The following is a 16355-nucleotide window of genomic DNA, read 5'->3' as shown; positions in this document are numbered from 1 at the left end:
ACCGGCTAGCTGCGTACGCAATACGCTATGCAATCAATCGCTTACGGGGCGGAGATCTGCAGGTACGTGCCCAGCCCATCCAGGAACATCTGCACTGAAATCGCCACCAGCAACATGCCCATCAGGCGCTCGACGGCGGTCAGGACGCGGGAGCCCAGCCATTTGTACAAGTAGGTCGCCGACAGCAGGATGGCGGCCGTGGCGCCCCAAGCGATGACGAGGGCCAGGCTCCAGTCCCCCAGACGCGAGGGCTCGTTGCTGCCCATCAGCATCACCGCGGCCATGCCCGACGGTCCGGCAACCAGCGGAATGGCCATCGGCACGATGAAAGGCTCGCCGTCCGGGATCTCGCCCATCAGCCCTTCCGGCGGCGGGAAGATCATGCGGATGCCTATCAGGAACAGGACGATGCCGCCGGCGATCGACACCGACTCCTGGCGCAGGTGCATCAACTCCAGCGCGTACTTGCCGCCCCAGAGGAACACCATCAGGACGCCCAGTGCGATCAGCAGTTCGCGGGCGACGATGACCCGCTGGCGCCGCGCCGGCAGCCCGCGCAACAGGCTCAGGAACACCGGCACGTTGCCCAGCGGGTCCAGGATCAGGAACAGCAGCAATGCGGCGGATGCGATCGTCATCGGCTGATGGCTCGTGCGGGCGGATCAGGAAAGTACGAAGGGACGCCCGGCACAGACAGCGGGCACCCCGATCAGGGCTGGGGCGTCCAGACCGTGCCGCGATGCACCGCGCCTTCGGACGACAACAGGGTGACACAGGCGCGGGCATACGCGGCGGGTTCCCGCGCCTGGCGGTCGGTTTCCTCCACGTAGGCCTTGCCGCGCAGGGGCGTGCGCATGGGGCCGGGTTGCAGTCCCGCCACGCGCACGGGAGAGTTGGCCAACTCGGCATGCAGCATGCCGACGAGCGCGGACAGGCCGTGCTGGGCGAGGCCGTAGCCGCCCCAATAGGCCTGCCCGACCCGCGACAGGTCATCCACGGTGAACACCAAGGCCGCATCCGGCGCCTTGGCCAGCAACGGCACGCAAGCCTGCGACAGCCACCACCGCGCGGTCAGGTTGACGTGCAGCGCACGCGCGAAGGCCGCCGGATCGGTCTGCAGCAGCGGGGTCAGCCCGCGGAATTCGGCGGCGCAGTGCAACACGCCATCCAGACGCCCCAACTCCACCTCGATGCGTTCGGCCATCTCGGCGTAGTCATCGGGCGACGCACCTTCCAGGTCCAAGGGGTACAGCAGCGGTTCCGGGCCTTCTGCGGCGAGCGCGTCGTACAGGCGGTTGAGCTTGGGTACCTTGCGTCCCAACAGCACGACGGTCGCACCGGCGCGGGCGCAGGCCAACGAAGCGGCGCTGCCCAGGCCACCGTATGCACCCGCGACCAACACCACTCGGCCGGCCAATGCGGCTTCGGTCATCGGCGCGGCGCTCACTGGGCCTGGGTTTCGCTGACCATGCGCGCCAGCTCACCTGACTCGAACAGCTCCAGGGTGATGTCGCAGCCGCCGATCAGCTCGCCGTTGATGAAAAGCTGCGGGAAGGTGGGCCAGTTGGAATAGCGCGGCAGGTTGGCGCGGACCTCGGGATCTTCCAGCACGTTGACGGCGTGCAACTGGGTGGCGCCCGCAGCCTTGAGGGCCTGCACGGCACGGCTGGAGAACCCGCACATCGGGAACTGCGCGGTGCCCTTCATGAAGAGCACGATCGGGTGACCTTCGACTTCGGCCTTGATGCGGTCCATCACGGACATGGTGCAACTCCTGCAAAGGTGCGTTGCCGGGTTTGACGTCCGGGCAACGACGCATGGGGATAGAATGCCCATTCTAATCGTTCTGACCCCTGCGGACCCGGGCCCTGCCCGCCCCGCGCCCCCAACCGCCAGCCCCTGCTGCAAGGAGCAAGCCCCATGGCCATCGAACTGCCTGCCCTCCCCTACGACCGTACCGCGCTTGAGCCGCACATCTCGGCCGAGACGATCGATTTCCACTACGGCAAGCACCACCAGACCTACGTGACCAACCTCAACAACATGATCCCGGGCACCGAGTTCGCCGACATGTCGCTGGAGGAGATCATCCGCAAGTCGCAGGGCGGCATGTTCAACAACGCCGCGCAGATCTGGAACCACACCTTCTACTGGAACTGCCTGTCGCCCAACGGCGGCGGCGAGCCGGCGGGCAAGCTGGCCGATGCCATCAACAAGGCCTTCGGCGACTTCGCCAAGTTCAAGGAAGAGTTCACCAAGGTCACCGTGGGCACCTTCGGCTCGGGCTGGGGCTGGCTGGTGCAGCGTCCGGACGGTTCGCTGGCGCTGGTCAGCACCTCCAACGCCGCCACCCCGCTGACCGGCGAGGACACCCCGCTGCTGACCTGCGACGTGTGGGAGCACGCCTACTACATCGACTACCGCAACGCCCGCCCGAAGTACGTAGAGGCGTTCTGGAACCTGGTCAACTGGGACTTCGTCGCCTCGCAGATGAAGTAAGCGACGGCGATTGCCTGAATTGCGAACGGCCGGGGAAACCCGGCCGTTTGTTTTCACGCAAAGACATGGTGGCTTGGCCCGGGGGCCCGCTCAGGGCCTCAGCGCCAGCACCACCGGCATTACCTGCGCCTCGCGCCCCAACGCCTCGCCCACGCGAACCAGCGCGGCCGCAAGCTCCGTCGCCGAGTCGGCGCGCAGCGTGGCGTGGCCGACCTTGCGACCCTCGCGCGGCTGCTTGCCGTAGTCGTGCCAATGGCCGCCGGATTCGGCGAGGACGGCCGTGGCTTCCGGCATCGCGCCAATCCAGTTGAGCATGCAGGCCGTGCCCACCATGCGGGTGTCGCCCAGCGGCAGGCCCAGCACGGCGCGCAGGTGGTTCTGGAACTGGCTGGTCTCGCTGCCTTCGATGGTCCAGTGACCGGAGTTGTGCACGCGCGGCGCCAACTCGTTGGCCAGCAGTTCACCGTCGCGGCAGAACAACTCCAGTGCGAACACGCCGACGTAATCCAGGGCCTCGGCCAGCTTGCGGGCGTAGCCAATGGCGGTCGCGGCCATGGCGTCGTCCACGGTGGCCGGAGCAAGGCTGGCCGACAACACGCCGTCCACGTGCCAGTTCTCGGTCAACGGCCATGCGCGGAACTCGCCATCGCGGGCGCGCACTGCCACGACGCTCAGTTCGCGCTGGAACGCGACGAAACCTTCCAGGATCAACCCGACCTTGCCGGCCTGCGCACCCAGCGCCTCCCACGCCGCGGACGCGTCGGCCGGGGTCTTGATGCGGAACTGGCCCTTGCCGTCGTAGCCCAGGCGGCGGGTCTTGAGGATGCATGGCGTGCCGATCTGCGCCACCGCCGCATCCAGCTGCTCGCGCGTATCGATCGATGCGAACGGCGGTACCGGGATGTCCAGCTCACGAAACAGCGTCTTCTCCGCCAGCCGATCCTGCGCGGTCGCCAGCGCACGCGGCTTGGGGAACACCGGCACGCGGTTGGTGAGCCACTGCGCGGACTCGGCAGGCACGTTCTCGAAGTCGAACGTGGCCACGTCCACCCGCGACGCGAACTCGGCCAATGCGGCTTCGTCGGTGTAATCGCCCACCACCATCGGCGCGAACTGGCCGGCGCAGGCGTCGGCCACGTTGTCCATCACCAGGAAGCGCAGGCCCAGCGGTGCCCCCGCCAGCGCCATCATGCGCGCCAGCTGGCCGCCACCGAGGATGCCGACGGTGGTCATGCGGGAATCAGGAGTGCTCATCAAGTCTTGCTCGGATCGTGCTTGTCGGCGGAGCCGTCGGGACAGGTCAACGACGCGGGTCGTCGTTGGCGGCGACGTCGTCGGTCTGCTTCTGGCGGAAGGCCGCCAGCGCCTCGCCAATAGCCGGGTGGTCGTGCGCCAGCATCGCGGCGGCGAACAAGGCGGCATTGGCCGCGCCCGCGTTGCCGATGGCGAAGGTGCCCACCGGGATGCCTGCCGGCATCTGCACGATCGACAGCAGCGAATCCATGCCATTGAGCGCCTTGCTCTGCACCGGCACGCCCAGCACCGGCACCGCGGTCTTGGAGGCCAGCATGCCCGGCAGGTGGGCGGCGCCACCGGCGCCGGCAATGATCGCCCGCAGGCCACGGCTGGCGGCGGTATCGGCGTAGGAGAACAACACGTCCGGGGTGCGGTGCGCGGACACCACGCGGACTTCGTGCGGTACGCCAAGCGCTTCGAGCTTGGCTGCCGCGTGCTGCATCGTGTCCCAGTCGGAGCGCGAACCCATCACGATGCCGACCAGCGGCGCGGAAGCGTTTTCAGGGGGGGTCATGGCTGGCCCTTGCGGCAAAACGGTATTCTACCGGCCTTCCGCCAGAGCTTCACCGTATGGACCGCAAACTGCTCGACCTGCTCGTCTGCCCGGCCACCCGCCAGCCGCTTACCCTGCTCGACAGCCGTGGCCTGCAGGCCCTGAATGCCGCCATCCAGGCCGGCGGCGTCCTCCGCGGTGATGGCACCCCGCAGGCCGAGGCCGTGCGCGAGGCGCTGGTGACCCGCGACTACAAGACCGTCTACCGCGTGGACGACGGCATTCCCGTGTTGCTGGTGGAAGAGTCGATAGCCACCGCGCAGGTGGCCGACTTCCCGGCGGCATGAGCATGGGCCCGTCTGACCGCGACGCGCAGGCCGGGGCCGCTCCGGCCGCAGGCAGCCAGCCCGGTCCACGCACCATCGCCCCGCCGCCGGCGGTCGTGGTGGAGGCGGACGTGGCCGCCGCGCTGACCGAAGACCTGGGCGACGGCGATGCCACCGCGGCCCTGCTGCCGGACGTAGCCGACAGCGCCTACCTGCTGTGCAAGGAAGACGCCGTGGTATGCGGCCGCGCCTGGTTCGATGCCTGCCATCGCGCGCTCGACCCGAATGTACATATCGACTGGCGCGTGGCCGAAGGCGACCACGTGCGCAAGGGCACCGTGTTGGCCACGTTGCAGGGCCGCGCCCGCTCGCTGGTCAGCGCCGAACGCGCATCGCTCAACTTCCTGCAGACGCTGTCGGGCACTGCAACGGTCACCGCGCGCTACGTGGAGGCCGTGCGTGGCACCCGCGCCCACATCCTGGATACCCGCAAGACCATTCCCGGCCTGCGCCAAGCACAGAAGTACGCGGTGCGCGTGGGTGGCGGCGTCAACCACCGCATGGGCCTGTACGACGCGGTGATGCTCAAGGAAAACCACATCCGCGCTGCCGGCTCACTGGGCGGCGCGGTGCATGCCGCGCGTGCCATGCACCCGGCGCTGCCGCTGATCGTGGAAGTGGAAACCCTGGACCAGCTGGAGGAGGCGCTCACGGTGGGTTGCGACCGCATCCTCATCGACGACTTCGATGCGGCCACGCGCCGCGAGGCGGTCCGGATCACCGCCGGTCGCATTCCGCTGGAGGTTTCGGGCGGCGTTGACCTGGACGGCCTGCGCGCAATCGCCGAGGACGGCGTGGATTGCATCTCGATCGGCGCGCTGACCAAGCATGTGCGCGCGATCGACCTGTCACTCAAGCTGGGGCCGCCGCCCGACAACGCCGCCTGATGGCTGGGCGTACGCGCTCACATGAGCGCGTAAGCCGCCACGGCAGCTGCCACGAGGGCGACGGCAGACACGACCAGCCAACCGCGTCGCGACGGTTCGGCCGATGACCCGCGTGCCGCCCGCTTTGCCGGTTCCGGCTGGCCGTACGCCAGCACCTGGAAGCGCATCGTATCGAAGCCGATTTCGTCGCCCACGCGCGCCTCGCCGCGCAGCACCCGGTTGCCATTGATGAACGTGCCGTTGGTGGAACCGACGTCCTCCACCTGCACGCCGTGGTCGGTCGCCAGCAGGCGCGCATGCGCACGCGAGAGCCCGGGTTCGTCCAGTCGCAGCGAGCACTCGGGGCCACGACCGACCGTCAATGCGCCTGACAGCGGGATGCTGCGCCCGAAGGCGCGCCCCGCGGTGCCGCGCAGCACGAACTTGGGTGCCACCGGACGCACCGCCGTCACCCCCGGGTCGTCATTGGCGGAGGAAGACGCATGCCAGGGATCGGACAGTTTCTTGACCGCCGCCGCCGGTTCGATGGCGGCAAGCCGTGCGTGCACGCCCTGGAACGCCACCGAATCGCCCGCACGCAGCGAGATCAGCCCGTCCACCGGCCGGCCGTTGACACTGACGTCGGCCGATTGCGGCACCTCCAGCATGACCCCGGTGCCAGTCACATGCAGGAGGCAGTGCTGCGGTCGCACGCCGGGGTGGTTGATCACCACGTTGGCATCGGGATCCGAGCCTACCCGATTGACGCCCGGCCCCAACAACACCTGCGGATGTTCACCGCCTGGAAAAACCAGCTTCATCGATTCGCAGCCCCCGTGCTGACGATTGCGGGTCGGCCGCTTGCGACGTTGCCGCCGCGGCCGCACATTAGTCCCATGCCGACTCTAATCATCCTGATGATCGCGACTGCGATTGTCGTCTCACTATGGAATGCGAATCGCGCCGCCGCCGAACGCGCGGAGGCCGTGGGGCGCGACGCGTGCCGGGCTGCGGGCGTGCAATGGCTGGACCAGAGCGTGCATGCCATCGCCTGGCGCCTGTACCGCAGCGACAGCGGCTGGCTGGGGATGGAACGTACGTTCCGCTTCGACTACTCGATCCATGGCGATGATCGCCACGTGGGCCGCATGGTGTTGCAGGGGGAGCGGCTCGTATCGTTCAGCGGTCCGGTGAATTCGGCACCGGTGACGCTGCATTCGTCCGGCGAGTGACGGCGGCTTACTTCACCACGCGCAGGAACGGCCCGCCGGGACGCGGTTTGGGCGAATCGGGGCCAGCGGGGTCGTCGCCTCCTTCATCGCCACCATCCGCGGCAGCGGCGTCCGGGACCGCGCTGAGCGTCGGGCGACCGCTGGCCGACGTTACAGGAGGCATCTCTTCCTCGGCGACGACGTCATCGGCGTCCGCGTCGCCCTCACCGGGCAGCATGTCTTCAGGCAAGGCCATGCCCTGCCCGGTTTCACGCGCGTAGATCGCGAGCACGGCGCTCACCGGCACGGACACCGCTTGGCTCACACCACCAAAGCGGGCGCTGAAGCGGATCAGTTCATTGGTCATTTCCAGCCGCGCGACGGCCCGCTCGGCCACGTTGAGCACGATGCGCCCGTCCTTGACGGCATGCAGCGGCACCTGCACACCGGAACGGGTGGCGTCCACCAGCAGGTGCGGGGTCATGCCGTTGTCCGCGATCCATTCGTACAGGGCCCGCAGCAGGTACGGGCGGTGGCTGGTCATCGGCGGAAACTGGTCTGTCATGCACGCAGTGTAGCGTCGCTGCCCCGGGGCGGCGACGCCTGCGTGCACTCAAAAACAAATCAGCCCGGCAGGTCGCGCAGGCGGCGCTCCTGCTCCGTCAGGCTGCGGGAGAAACCCGGGCTGCGGAAGATCCGGTTGCCGTAATCCTCGATGGCCTTGCCGTCCTTGGGCAGCGGCACGCCCAACGCGTCGAGGCGCCAGATGATCGGCGCCATGGCGCAGTCCGCCAGGCTCATTTCCGGATTGAGGAAGAACTTGGAGGCCTTGAACAGCGGCACGGAGGCGGTGAGCAGCTCCTTCAGGCGCTTGCGGCCGGCATCGGCCTGGGCCTTGTTGCCCAGCTGGATGGCCTGTACCTGCGGCACCCAGTCGATCTCCAGGCGCAGCATCGCCAGGCGAAGGCGCGCGCGGGACAGCGGATCCACCGGCATCAGCGGCGGATGCGGATAACGCTCGTCCAGGTATTCGCTGACCACGCTGGCCGCGTACAGGACCAGCTCGCGCTCCACCAGCGTGGGCACGGAGTGATAGGGGTTCAGGTCAACGAGGTCTTCCGGCGGGTTCTGCGGGTCGACCGGCACCAGGTCGTAGGTGACGCCCTTGGCGGCCAGGACCAGGCGGACGCGATGGGACAGCACGCAATCCGTTGCGGAGAACAGGGTGAGGGCATTACGCATTCTGGGGCTAGCCGCCATCATCGACCTCGCTGTGGACCGGGTTCCGCCGGCCGCAAGACGCTATCCACCCCGTGTGGACAGTCGCCAACGTCCGAGCCTAACGCTTTTTCCACATTTGCCACATCCCCCCCACTCGGGGCCAGATGTGCAAAGGCCCGCTCGAGGCGGGCCTTTGCGCTGGGACGTCGTCAGTGCTCGACGTCGCGCCAGTATTCGTGCTTCAGCAACCAGGCCAGGAAGGTCAGGAACGCCAGGAACAGGATGACCCAGACGCCGATCTTCTCGCGCTTGAGGGCTGCCGGCTCGCCGGCGTACTCGAGGAACGCGGCGATGTCGCGCGCGGTCTGGTCGAACTGCTGCGCGTCCTGCACCCCCGCCTGGGTCACCGTCAGACCCAGCACCGGGCGCTCGCCGGTGGCATCGGGCTTGCCGAACTCGGCGTGCTGCAGGCCCTGCAGCTCCCACAGCACGTTGGGCATGGAGGCGTTGGGGAACAGCTTGTTGTTCCAGCCCAGCGGACGGGTTTCGTCCAGGTAGAACGACTTCAGGTAGGTGTACACCCAGTCGCTGCCACGCACGCGGCTGATCAGGCTCAGGTCCGGCGGCTGCTTGCCGAACCACTGGTTGCCCTGCGCCTCGGTCATGCTGACCTGGACCTGTTCACCGAACTTGGCGCCGGAGAAGTTGAGGTTCTTCATCACCTCGTCTTCGGTCAGGCCCAGATCCTCGGCCATGCGCGAGTAGCGCAGGTACTTGAGCGAGTGGCAGCCCGAGCAGTAGTTCATGTACAGCTGGGCGCCACGCTGCAGCGAGGCACGGTCGTTGAGGTCGGTGCCCGCCTGCTGCACGTCGCCGCCTGCGGCCGCGAAGGCCGAGACCGAGACCAGCAGGCCGGCGGCGAAGACCGCGAGCTTGTGGAAGGGGTTCACCCGCTTCGAAACAGTTGCGTTAGTCATGCATCGTCACCCGTTCCGGCACCGGCTTGGTCTTGTCGAGCTTGGTCCACAGCGGCATCGTGATGAAGAAAGCGAAGTAGTAGAAGGTCAGCACGCGACCCACCTGGGTTTCCACCGGGTCGGTACCCGGGCCGGCGCCGATCTTGCCCAGCCAGATGAAGCTCGCGGCGAAGGCCAGCAGCAGGCCCCACGACAGCAGGCCGCGGTAGCGGTAGGACTTGACCTTGGAGCGATCCAGCCACGGCACCGCGAACAGGATGGCGATCGCCGAGAACATCACGATCACGCCGCCCAGCTTGTCGGGAATGACGCGCAACATCGCGTAGTACGGGGTGTAGTACCAAACCGGCTTGATGTGGGCCGGGGTCACCAGGCGGTTGGCCTCGGTGAAGTTGTCATGCTCCAGGAACCAGCCGCCGAACGCCGGGGCGAAGAAGATGACGAACGCGGCCAGGATCAGGAAGAAGCCGACGCCGACCAGGTCCTTGACCGTGTAGTACGGGTGGAACGGAATGGCGTCCTTGGGCTTGTTGGCATCCCAACGGTTGCCCTTCGGACCCTTCTTGACGTCCACGCCATCCGGGTTGTTGGAGCCCACTTCGTGCAGGGCGCCCAGGTGCAGGACCACCAGCAGCAGCAGGACCAGCGGCAGCGCGATGACGTGCAGCGCGAAGAAGCGGTTCAGGGTGGCATCGCCCGGCAGGTAGTCGCCCATGATCCATTCGACCAGGCCGTTGCCGATGACCGGGATCGCGCCGAACAGCGAGATGATCACCTTGGCGCCCCAGAACGACATCTGGCCCCACGGCAGCACGTAACCCATGAAGGCCTCGGCCATCAGCACCAGGTAGATCAGCATGCCGAGGATCCACACCAGTTCGCGCGGCTTCTGGTACGAGCCGTACATCAGGCCGCGGAACATGTGCAGGTACACCACGATGAAGAACATCGAGGCACCGGTGCTGTGCATGTAGCGGATGAGCCAGCCCCACTCCACGTCACGCATGATGTATTCGACCGACGAGAATGCTTCGGCCGCGGACGGCTTGAAGTGCATCGTCAGGAAGATGCCGGTGACGATCTGGTTGACCAGCACCAGCAGCGCGAGCGAGCCGAAGTAGTACCAGAGGTTGAAGTTCTTCGGCGCGTAGTACTCGGTCATGTGCTTGCGGTACGCGGGCATCATGCCCGGTGCACGCTCGTTGACCCAGTCCATCACGCCATTGGCGGTACGGGTGAAGATGTTCGCCATGGCTTACGCAGCCCCCTGCGGATCGACGCCGATGATGATGGTGTTGTCATCGGCATAGTGGTGCGGCGGCACGACCAGGTTGGTCGGCGCCGGAACGCCCTGGAACACGCGACCGGCCATGTCGAACTTCGACTTGTGGCACGGGCAGAAGTAACCGCCCTTCCACTCCGCGTCGAACGGCTCGGGGCGGATCTCGGCCTTCATCTCCGGCGAGCAGCCCAGGTGGGTGCACAGGCCGACCAGCACGGAGATCTCCGGCTTGATGGAGCGCAGCTCGCCGGTGATGTAGCCCGGCTGCTGGTCCTTGTTGTCGGACTTGGGGTCGCGCAGGTGGCTGTCCAGCGTCGGCAGCGCGTCCAGGATCGCCTTGGAACGCTTGACGATCCAGATAGGCTGGCCGCGCCACTCGAAGATCAGGCGCTGGCCTTCGGCCAGGGCGCTGATGTCGGCGGTCACCGGAGCGCCTGCCAGCTTGGCACGGGCACTCGGATTCCAGGACTTGATGAACGGCACCGCCGCAAAGCCGGCCCCGACCGCACCGACCACAGCCGTGGTCGCGGTCAGGAAGCGGCGGCGTCCCGTGTTTACAGGATCGTTGACCCCTTGGTTGGCCATTCGGCACTCCGCAAAGCTTAGTAACGAAGTTTCACCACAAAGCCGCCGCCACTGGCGACGGCTCGCGGCTCAAAAGACGGGGAAGTGTAACGGAACGGTGAACGGCAGGACAATCCGCAGCAGGCGCGAACGCCTTGCCGGGGCGATCACCGTCACATAACACTCGTGGCCGTGCCGCCCCCTGGGGTTACTGCATGCCACCGGCGGCGCTGCGATAACGGTCGGCCAGCACCCCGACGCGTTGCACGTAGCGCTGGGTCTCGCTGTAGGGCGGGACGCCCTTGTATTTGTCGACTGCGCCTTCGCCGGCGTTGTAACCGGCCGCGGCCAGGGTCAGATTGCCGTTGAAGCGCTTGAGCAGCCACGCCAGGTACTCGACACCGCCGTGGATGTTCTGCGAGGCATCGAAGGCATTACCCACGCCAAACCGGCGCGCGGTGGCCGGCATCAACTGCATCAACCCCTGCGCCCCCACCCTCGACAGGGCGTTGGGGTTGTAGGCGGACTCGGCATGGATGATCGCGCGGACGATCGCCTCGTCCACCCCGAACTTGCTGGACGCCGCCCGGATCTCGTCGCGATAGGCCTGGGTGTTGAGCCGGACCGAGCCGAAATTCACGCCGGGCTTGGCGCTGCAGGCGAAGCAGGTCTCAATGTAGCTGTACTTGATGGTGCGGACCGCCACGGCGCGGGCGCCACCGCGCGGCGGCCGGCTGGAATAGTGGCGGACGCCGTCCTGCATGTAGGAATAGACCTGCCCGCGAACCACCCGACCACCGCCGGACGGCGTCCGCTGCGGCGCCGTGGCCGCGGTGGGGCCGGACAGGCTGGAGGTCGCGGCGGCGGTTTCCGCCTTGGTCGACCCACTGGCCGGGGAGCCGACCACGGGGTTGGCCGGGGTCGCATTGCCAACGGAGACGGGCGCAGGCGCGGATGCGCGACGGGACTTGGACGCTCCGGAATACGCGCTCACCGCCGTGCACTTGGCGCCGGGAACACGCTTGCTGGAGTAGCTCCGGCCGCCGTCGGTCGTCTCGCAGCGGTACACGGTGCCGGCCACCGCGGGTGCGGTTGCGAGCAGCGCGATGACCCCCAGCGTCAGGATGCTCCCCTTCATCGGCCCGAGTGTCCCCCGTCCCGAGGGCATTTGCCAAGTCATTGGTCGAGAAACGGGACGCAGGGTGGGTTCCGGCCTCCACCCCCTCCGACCGTTGCAGTAGACCGCCCCACCGCCCCGGACGGATCGGTGGAGGCGCCACGGGAAACGGCCCGGCGGAGTACGGCGCGGCGCCCCCCGGGGCGAACCGGTAAACTACCCGGCCTTCCGGCGCGGATTAACCGCCGCCCCTCCCGGACCTGACCATGACCACCGACACCGCCCTCCCCGGCCAGCCGACGGCTGCCGCCGCCCCGACCGCTTCCGCCCCCGCCCTGCCGGCCCGCGGCAAGCTGTTCATCGAAACCCACGGCTGCCAGATGAACGAGTACGACTCGGCGCGCATGGCCGACGTGCTGGCCGCCGCCGAAGGCCTGGAGCTGACCGACGACCCGGCCGAGGCCGACGTGGTGCTGGTCAACACCTGCTCGATCCGTGAGAAGGCGCAGGACAAGGTGTTCAGCCTGCTCGGCCGCTGGAAGCAGCTCAAGCAGGGCGACAAGCCGGTGCTGATCGGCGTCGGCGGCTGCGTGGCGTCGCAGGAGGGGGAGGCCATCGTCAAGCGCGCGCCTTACGTGGACCTGGTGTTCGGCCCGCAGACCCTGCACCGCCTGCCGGAGCTGATCCAGGCCAAGCGCGAGACTGGCAAGGCGCAGGTCGACATCTCCTTCCCCGAGATCGAGAAGTTCGACCGCTTGCCCGAGCCGCGTGCCGACGGCCCGAGCGCGTTCGTGTCGATCATGGAAGGCTGCAGCAAGTATTGCTCGTTCTGCGTGGTGCCCTACACCCGCGGCGAGGAGATCAGCCGGCCGTTCGAGGACGTGCTGGTGGAAGTGGCGGAGCTCGCCGCGCAGGGCGTGCGCGAGGTGACGCTGCTGGGCCAGAACGTCAACGCCTATCGAGGCCCGATCGCGGGTGAGGATGGCGCCGAGCCGGAACTGGCCGACCTGGGCCTGCTGATCCGCGCCATCGCCGAGATCGACGGAATCGACCGCATCCGTTTCACCACGTCGCACCCGCTGGAGTTCAGCGACTCGCTGATCGAGGCCTACCGCGACGTGCCCAAGCTGGCCAACTTCCTGCACCTGCCGGTGCAGGCCGGCAGCGACCGCATCCTCTCGGCGATGAAGCGCGGCTACACGGCGCTGGAGTTCAAACAGAAGATCCGCAAGCTGCGCGCGGTACGGCCGGACATCTCGATCTCGTCGGACTTCATCGTCGGCTTCCCGGGCGAGACGGATGCGGATTTCGAGAAGACGATGAAGTTGATCGAGGACGTGGGTTTCGACCAGTCTTTCTCGTTCATCTACTCGCGCCGCCCGGGCACGCCTGCCGCCGACCTGGAAGACACGGTGACGAGCGAGGAGAAGCACGCGCGCCTGTCGCGCCTGCAGGCCACGATCAATGCCAATGCCGCGAAGATCTCACAGGCGATGGTGGGCAGCACGCAGAAGGTGCTGGTGGAAGGGCCATCGAAGAAAAACCCGAACGAGCTGACCGGCAAGACCGAGAACATGCGCTCGGTGAACTTCCCGGCGCCGGCGCGGCTGGTGGGGCAGTTCGTGGACGTGGTGATCACCGAGGCGCTGAGCAACTCGCTGCGCGGACGGGTAGCTGGAGTCGGCTGAGTTCGAGGGCCCGGGGCTGGGCCCCGCGGGGCATTGCTTTTCCCTCGGTCGGGGCATCCTGCCCCGACTCGGGCGCGCGCCATCCCGCGGAACCCATCCCCTCGGAAACTCGGTTCTGAGGGTGGAGATAAAGCAAAACCTACCCTCGATCAGTCCAGCCGCTTGCGGAAACGCGCGATCGCGAGCGTCATCATCACGGTGGTGAAGACCAGCAGGGCGAGCACGTCGGGCCACAGTTCCGGCAGGGTGGCGCCGCGCAGCATCACGCCACGGATGAGGCGCAGGAAATGGGTGAGCGGCAACACCTCGGCCAGCCACTGCACCGCCTTCGGCATGCCGCTGAACGGGAACATGAAGCCCGACAGCAGGATCGATGGCAGGAATACGAAGAACGTCATCTGCATCGCCTGGAACTGCGACTTTGCCTTCGTCGAGATCAGCAGACCCAGGGTGAGGTTGGCGACGATCAGTAGACCTGCGGCGAGGTAGACGTCCAACAGGCTGCCGCGCACCGGCACCTTGAACAGCCATAGGCCCAGTGCAAGCACCACAGTGGTCTGCACCAGGCCGATGGCCACGTACGGCAACACCTTGCCGATCATCAGTTCCGCGCTGCTGATGGGCGTGGCGATGAGCAGTTCCATGTTGCCCCGCTCGCGCTCGCGCACGATGGCCACGCCGGTGAACAGCACCATGGTCATCGTCAGGATCACGCCGATCAGCCCCGGCACGATGTTCACCGCCGAACGGCGCTCGGGATTGTAGAAGCTGACCACGCTGATCGGTCGGGTTGGCGGCGTGGAGGCTCGTGGCCCGGTCACCGCGGTGGGCACGATCACCGTGGAGACACCCTCGACGGGCAATTGCGCGAGTTGCGCCGCCGCGCCCTGCACCGCGGTGTCGCTGCCATCGACCAGCACCTGCGCGACCTCGCGGCCGTCGATGCGCCGACGCTCGAAGTCCGGCGGCACGTGGATGCCCACGGCGATCTCGCCGCGTTGCAGCCATGCCATCAGTTGCTCCGGCGTGGCGGCATCGGCCACGGGCGCGACCACCCCGGTGGCCAGCATGTCCATCACCAGCGCCCGCGAGCCTGCGGTGCCGGCCTCGTCGGCGATGCCGGCCGACAACCCGCGTACGTTGGTGTTGATTGCATAGCCGAACAGGGCCAGTTGCAGCACCGGCACAAGGATGATCATCGCCAGGGTGATGCGGTCGCGACGCATCTGGCGTAGCTCCTTGGTCATCACCGCGAGCAGGCGACGCAGGTTCATGCCACCTCCCGCGCGGGGCCCCGTTGCGTGGAAGCGACGAACACGTCCTCGAGGTTGGGCTCGGTGGACGTGACGTTGGCCCGTACGCCTTCGCCGTGCAATGCATCGCGGACGCGGGCGGCACCCTCGCCTACTGCAGCACCAGCCAGCAGGACGCGGACCGTGTTCCCGATCTGGGCGGCGCTGACGACGCCCGGCACACCCACCACCACCTGTTGTGCCCGACGCGGCTGATCGGCATCCACGCGCAGCACGCGCGCCTCCAATGCTGCCGTGAGCGTGGCTGGCGTGCCGTCGGCCACCAGCACGCCGCGGTCGAGGATGGCCAGGCGATGGCAGCGCTCGGCTTCGTCCATGTAGTGGGTGGAGACGAGCAGCGTGGTACCGGCGTCGGCCAGTTCGAAGAGTTTCTCCCAGAAATCGCGGCGCGACTCGGGGTCGACGGCGCTGGTGGGTTCGTCAAGGAAAAGCAGCTCCGGTCGATGGACCACGGAACAGGCCAGGGCAAGGCGCTGCTTCTGGCCGCCGCTCATCGTGCCGGCCAGCTGCCGGCTGCGATCCTGGAAGTGGTATTGCTGCAGCAGCTCGTCGATGCGACGGCGCGCGTCGTGCCGCGACAGTCCCTGCACCGTGGCCATGAACTCAAGGTTCTCGTGCACGGTCAGGTCTTCGAACAGCGAGAACCGCTGGGTCATGTAGCCGATGCGCAGGCGCAGGGCCTCGGCTTCGCGCGGGATGTCCAGCCCGAGCACGCGGACGTTGCCGGCCGACGGGGTCAACAGGCCACAGAGCATGCGGATCGTGGTCGACTTGCCCGAGCCGTTGGGACCAAGGAAGCCGTAGACATGGCCGCGCGGCACATCCAGGTCAACCGCATCAACGGCCACCAGGTCGCCGAAGCGCTTGGTCAGGCCGCGGGTACGGATGACGACCTGGGCGTCGGCCTCAGTCACGGGGAGGCAACCCTTCGAACGACACCCGCACCGGCACGCCGGCCGGCAGGTCGGCGGCATCCGCGCCGAGGGCCACTTCGGCCAGATAGCTCAGACGCGCGGCGTCGTCACCGACGAGGGCGTAGTACGGGGTGTAGGTGGGCTCGCTGCGGATCATGCGGACGGTGCCGGACAGCGGCTCGGCACGGCCGTCAACGTGCACACGCACGCGGGTGCCGACGGCGACGCCGGCGCGCAGCGGCTCGGGCACGTAAATCCGCGCGTACGGTGCGTCGCCTACCAGCAGGATGGCCAGCGGCGCGCCCACGGGGGCCTGGTCGCCCAGGCGGTACGGCAGGCTGTCGATACGGGCTGCGCGTGGGGCGAGCACCACCAGCTTGTCGAGTGTTGCCTGTTGCGCAACGACCTGCGCGCTGGCCGCGCGGGCGGCAGCTTCGCCCTGGGCGATCTGCTCCGCGCGCGTGCCATGGCGCAGCTCGTCCAGTGCCGCACGGGCAGCGGCCACCTGGGCACCCGCCTGGCTGGCGG

General features: G+C 67.7%; 20 protein-coding genes. 5 read left to right on the top strand and 15 right to left on the bottom strand.

From position 1 onward, the window contains the following. Positions 1-41: 41 nt before the first annotated feature. From N800_RS01240 to grxD, 3 genes are all read right to left on the bottom strand, one after another. A complete protein-coding gene (locus N800_RS01240; RefSeq protein WP_036133956.1) occupies positions 42-638 on the bottom strand; it encodes a YhgN family NAAT transporter in 597 nt (198 codons plus the stop codon). 71 nt (positions 639-709) lie between these two features. Further along, a complete protein-coding gene (locus tag N800_RS01235; RefSeq protein ID WP_036133954.1) occupies positions 710-1432 on the bottom strand; it encodes an SDR family NAD(P)-dependent oxidoreductase in 723 nt (240 codons plus the stop codon). A gap of 11 nt (positions 1433-1443) precedes the next feature. After that, positions 1444-1764 (bottom strand): Grx4 family monothiol glutaredoxin, encoded by a 321-nt coding sequence (grxD, locus tag N800_RS01230; protein ID WP_036133952.1) that lies wholly within the window; start codon positions 1762-1764, stop codon positions 1444-1446. 156 nt (positions 1765-1920) lie between these two features. Here grxD and sodB point away from each other — a divergent pair, with 156 nt between their 5' ends. Beyond that, positions 1921-2499 carry a superoxide dismutase [Fe] gene (gene sodB / locus N800_RS01225; RefSeq protein ID WP_036133949.1) on the top strand — a complete coding sequence of 193 codons (579 nt, stop codon included), beginning with the start codon at positions 1921-1923 and terminating at the stop codon, positions 2497-2499. Between the two features lie 90 nt (positions 2500-2589). On the opposite strand, the gene N800_RS01220 is transcribed toward sodB, so the two are convergent. Together N800_RS01220 and purE are read right to left on the bottom strand one after the other, a co-directional pair. Then, positions 2590-3732: a 5-(carboxyamino)imidazole ribonucleotide synthase gene (locus tag N800_RS01220; protein WP_036133948.1), complete on the bottom strand. Its 1143-nt coding sequence runs from the start codon at positions 3730-3732 to the stop codon at positions 2590-2592. A 67-nt stretch (positions 3733-3799) separates the two neighbouring features. Beyond that, the gene (purE, locus tag N800_RS01215; RefSeq protein ID WP_036133946.1) at positions 3800-4309 is read right to left on the bottom strand and encodes a 5-(carboxyamino)imidazole ribonucleotide mutase; all 510 of its coding nucleotides are present in this window, start codon (positions 4307-4309) and stop codon (positions 3800-3802) included. 56 nt (positions 4310-4365) lie between these two features. Between purE and N800_RS01210 the strand changes: the two genes are divergently transcribed. Both N800_RS01210 and nadC read left to right on the top strand, forming a co-directional pair. Continuing rightward, complete coding sequence (locus N800_RS01210) at positions 4366-4635, top strand: Trm112 family protein (RefSeq protein ID WP_036133944.1); 270 nt, start codon at positions 4366-4368, stop codon at positions 4633-4635. 2 nt (positions 4636-4637) lie between these two features. After that, positions 4638-5561, top strand: a complete 924-nt coding sequence (gene nadC, locus N800_RS01205) for a carboxylating nicotinate-nucleotide diphosphorylase (protein ID WP_084087037.1) — start codon at positions 4638-4640, stop codon at positions 5559-5561. A gap of 17 nt (positions 5562-5578) precedes the next feature. Here the strand turns inward: nadC and N800_RS01200 are convergent, their stop codons facing one another. Continuing rightward, on the bottom strand, positions 5579-6361 hold the full coding sequence (locus tag N800_RS01200; protein ID WP_036133941.1) for an FHA domain-containing protein: 783 nt from the start codon (positions 6359-6361) through the stop codon (positions 5579-5581). A gap of 75 nt (positions 6362-6436) precedes the next feature. Between N800_RS01200 and N800_RS01195 the strand changes: the two genes are divergently transcribed. Then, on the top strand, positions 6437-6772 hold the full coding sequence (locus N800_RS01195) for a DUF3301 domain-containing protein (RefSeq protein ID WP_036133938.1): 336 nt from the start codon (positions 6437-6439) through the stop codon (positions 6770-6772). A gap of 7 nt (positions 6773-6779) precedes the next feature. On the opposite strand, the gene N800_RS01190 is transcribed toward N800_RS01195, so the two are convergent. The 6 genes from N800_RS01190 to N800_RS01165 form a co-directional block, all read right to left on the bottom strand. Continuing rightward, entirely contained in the window at positions 6780-7316 is a 537-nt protein-coding gene (locus tag N800_RS01190; RefSeq protein ID WP_036133936.1) for a ClpXP protease specificity-enhancing factor, read from the bottom strand. A 59-nt stretch (positions 7317-7375) separates the two neighbouring features. Continuing rightward, positions 7376-8011 carry a glutathione S-transferase N-terminal domain-containing protein gene (locus tag N800_RS01185; protein WP_036134250.1) on the bottom strand — a complete coding sequence of 212 codons (636 nt, stop codon included), beginning with the start codon at positions 8009-8011 and terminating at the stop codon, positions 7376-7378. A 170-nt stretch (positions 8012-8181) separates the two neighbouring features. Then, complete coding sequence (locus N800_RS01180) at positions 8182-8949, bottom strand: cytochrome c1 (RefSeq protein WP_036133934.1); 768 nt, start codon at positions 8947-8949, stop codon at positions 8182-8184. Beyond that, a complete protein-coding gene (locus N800_RS01175) occupies positions 8942-10201 on the bottom strand; it encodes a cytochrome b (protein ID WP_036133931.1) in 1260 nt (419 codons plus the stop codon). The genes N800_RS01180 and N800_RS01175 overlap by 8 nt, the downstream gene beginning before the upstream one ends. A 3-nt stretch (positions 10202-10204) precedes the next feature. After that, positions 10205-10816 carry a ubiquinol-cytochrome c reductase iron-sulfur subunit gene (gene petA / locus N800_RS01170; protein WP_036133929.1) on the bottom strand — a complete coding sequence of 204 codons (612 nt, stop codon included), beginning with the start codon at positions 10814-10816 and terminating at the stop codon, positions 10205-10207. A gap of 187 nt (positions 10817-11003) precedes the next feature. After that, entirely contained in the window at positions 11004-11933 is a 930-nt protein-coding gene (locus tag N800_RS01165) for a lytic transglycosylase domain-containing protein (protein WP_036133927.1), read from the bottom strand. A gap of 245 nt (positions 11934-12178) precedes the next feature. Here N800_RS01165 and miaB point away from each other — a divergent pair, with 245 nt between their 5' ends. Continuing rightward, positions 12179-13600, top strand: a complete 1422-nt coding sequence (gene miaB / locus N800_RS01160) for a tRNA (N6-isopentenyl adenosine(37)-C2)-methylthiotransferase MiaB (RefSeq protein WP_036133925.1) — start codon at positions 12179-12181, stop codon at positions 13598-13600. Positions 13601-13749: 149 nt separating this feature from the next. Here the strand turns inward: miaB and N800_RS01155 are convergent, their stop codons facing one another. The 3 genes from N800_RS01155 to N800_RS01145 all read right to left on the bottom strand — a co-directional run. Continuing rightward, positions 13750-14874, bottom strand: a complete 1125-nt coding sequence (locus N800_RS01155; RefSeq protein ID WP_036133923.1) for an ABC transporter permease — start codon at positions 14872-14874, stop codon at positions 13750-13752. Further along, positions 14871-15800, bottom strand: coding sequence for an ABC transporter ATP-binding protein (locus N800_RS01150; RefSeq protein WP_036134248.1), 930 nt, complete (start codon positions 15798-15800; stop codon positions 14871-14873). Before N800_RS01150 ends, N800_RS01155 begins: the two co-directional genes overlap by 4 nt. 19 nt (positions 15801-15819) lie before the next feature. Then, the coding region (locus N800_RS01145; RefSeq protein ID WP_036133921.1) for an HlyD family secretion protein at positions 15820-16355 on the bottom strand (536 nt) is incomplete at its 5' end.

The organism is Lysobacter daejeonensis GH1-9 (assembly GCF_000768355.1).
GTDB lineage: Bacteria > Pseudomonadota > Gammaproteobacteria > Xanthomonadales > Xanthomonadaceae > Aerolutibacter > Aerolutibacter daejeonensis.
Note: the sequence above shows the minus strand (reverse complement) of the source record. Positions and strands in the feature narration are given on the sequence as shown.

Bases quoted from the DNA above. Each gene is read 5' to 3' on its own strand.
- nadC (WP_084087037.1), top strand. From the start codon at position 4,638: ATGGGCCCGTCTGACCGCGACGCGCAGGCCGGGGCCGCTCCGGCCGCA.
- N800_RS01155 (WP_036133923.1), bottom strand. From the start codon at position 14,874: ATGAACCTGCGTCGCCTGCTCGCGGTGATGACCAAGGAGCTACGCCAG.
- N800_RS01175 (WP_036133931.1), bottom strand. From the start codon at position 10,201: ATGGCGAACATCTTCACCCGTACCGCCAATGGCGTGATGGACTGGGTC.
- N800_RS01220 (WP_036133948.1), bottom strand. From the start codon at position 3,732: ATGACCACCGTCGGCATCCTCGGTGGCGGCCAGCTGGCGCGCATGATG.
- purE (WP_036133946.1), bottom strand. From the start codon at position 4,309: ATGACCCCCCCTGAAAACGCTTCCGCGCCGCTGGTCGGCATCGTGATG.
- N800_RS01165 (WP_036133927.1), bottom strand. From the start codon at position 11,933: ATGAAGGGGAGCATCCTGACGCTGGGGGTCATCGCGCTGCTCGCAACC.
- N800_RS01200 (WP_036133941.1), bottom strand. From the start codon at position 6,361: ATGAAGCTGGTTTTTCCAGGCGGTGAACATCCGCAGGTGTTGTTGGGG.
- N800_RS01210 (WP_036133944.1), top strand. From the start codon at position 4,366: ATGGACCGCAAACTGCTCGACCTGCTCGTCTGCCCGGCCACCCGCCAG.
- petA (WP_036133929.1), bottom strand. From the start codon at position 10,816: ATGGCCAACCAAGGGGTCAACGATCCTGTAAACACGGGACGCCGCCGC.
- grxD (WP_036133952.1), bottom strand. From the start codon at position 1,764: ATGTCCGTGATGGACCGCATCAAGGCCGAAGTCGAAGGTCACCCGATC.
- N800_RS01240 (WP_036133956.1), bottom strand. From the start codon at position 638: ATGACGATCGCATCCGCCGCATTGCTGCTGTTCCTGATCCTGGACCCG.
- sodB (WP_036133949.1), top strand. From the start codon at position 1,921: ATGGCCATCGAACTGCCTGCCCTCCCCTACGACCGTACCGCGCTTGAG.
- N800_RS01235 (WP_036133954.1), bottom strand. From the start codon at position 1,432: ATGACCGAAGCCGCATTGGCCGGCCGAGTGGTGTTGGTCGCGGGTGCA.
- N800_RS01185 (WP_036134250.1), bottom strand. From the start codon at position 8,011: ATGGCGGCTAGCCCCAGAATGCGTAATGCCCTCACCCTGTTCTCCGCA.
- miaB (WP_036133925.1), top strand. From the start codon at position 12,179: ATGACCACCGACACCGCCCTCCCCGGCCAGCCGACGGCTGCCGCCGCC.
- N800_RS01180 (WP_036133934.1), bottom strand. From the start codon at position 8,949: ATGACTAACGCAACTGTTTCGAAGCGGGTGAACCCCTTCCACAAGCTC.
- N800_RS01195 (WP_036133938.1), top strand. From the start codon at position 6,437: ATGCCGACTCTAATCATCCTGATGATCGCGACTGCGATTGTCGTCTCA.
- N800_RS01190 (WP_036133936.1), bottom strand. From the start codon at position 7,316: ATGACAGACCAGTTTCCGCCGATGACCAGCCACCGCCCGTACCTGCTG.